Annotated in this window: 1 pseudogene; it reads left to right on the forward strand. The window is 57.0% G+C overall.

The window, feature by feature from the left end:
- Positions 1-658 (forward strand): annotated as a pseudogene (locus AC629_RS44100) (hypothetical protein); the annotation flags it as partial.

Here is a 658-nt window from a genome sequence, read left to right on the forward strand (position 1 = left end):
ATAGCGACAGTAATGGCAACGAAGTCTCCGGCTCTTCGGAAACGGCTGCGTCGATTGTCTCGTTCGAAACGAGTTTCCACCAGGATCTGAACGGCGATGGTTTGATTGGTCCTCCTCAGTCTGCGAGCGCGACCGTGATCGAAGCGTTTGGAGCCACCAAGCTCGATCAGATCGGCAGCGGCTTTTTTATGGATCCTGTCGCCGGAAACGCCGGCACCGGACCGGAGCTGAGATTTGGAGGCTCGGTCGTCATCGCGGGTCAGTTTGGCTCCAGCTGGACACTGCTAGGTGCGGAACAAACGTCGAGCGGGTACGAAGTTGCCTGGAAGAACACAGCCACTGGCAGTTTTACGGTGTGGAATACTGACAGTAATGGAAACGAAGTCTCCGGCTCTTCGGAGACTGCTGCGTCGATTGTCTCGTTTGAGACGAGTTTCCACCAGGATTTGAACGGCGATGGAGTGATCGGTCCTCCTCAGTCTCCCTCCGCGACGGTGATTGAAGCGTTTGGAGCCACCAAGCTCGATCAGATCGGCAACAACTACTTTATGGATCCTGTCGCCGGAAACGCCGGCACCGGACCGGAGCTGAGATTTGGAGGCTCGGTCGTCATCGCGGGTCAGTTTGGCTCCAGCTGGACACTGCTCGGTGCGGAACA

The organism is Bradyrhizobium sp. NAS80.1 (genome assembly GCF_001908205.1).
Lineage (GTDB): Bacteria > Pseudomonadota > Alphaproteobacteria > Rhizobiales > Xanthobacteraceae > Bradyrhizobium.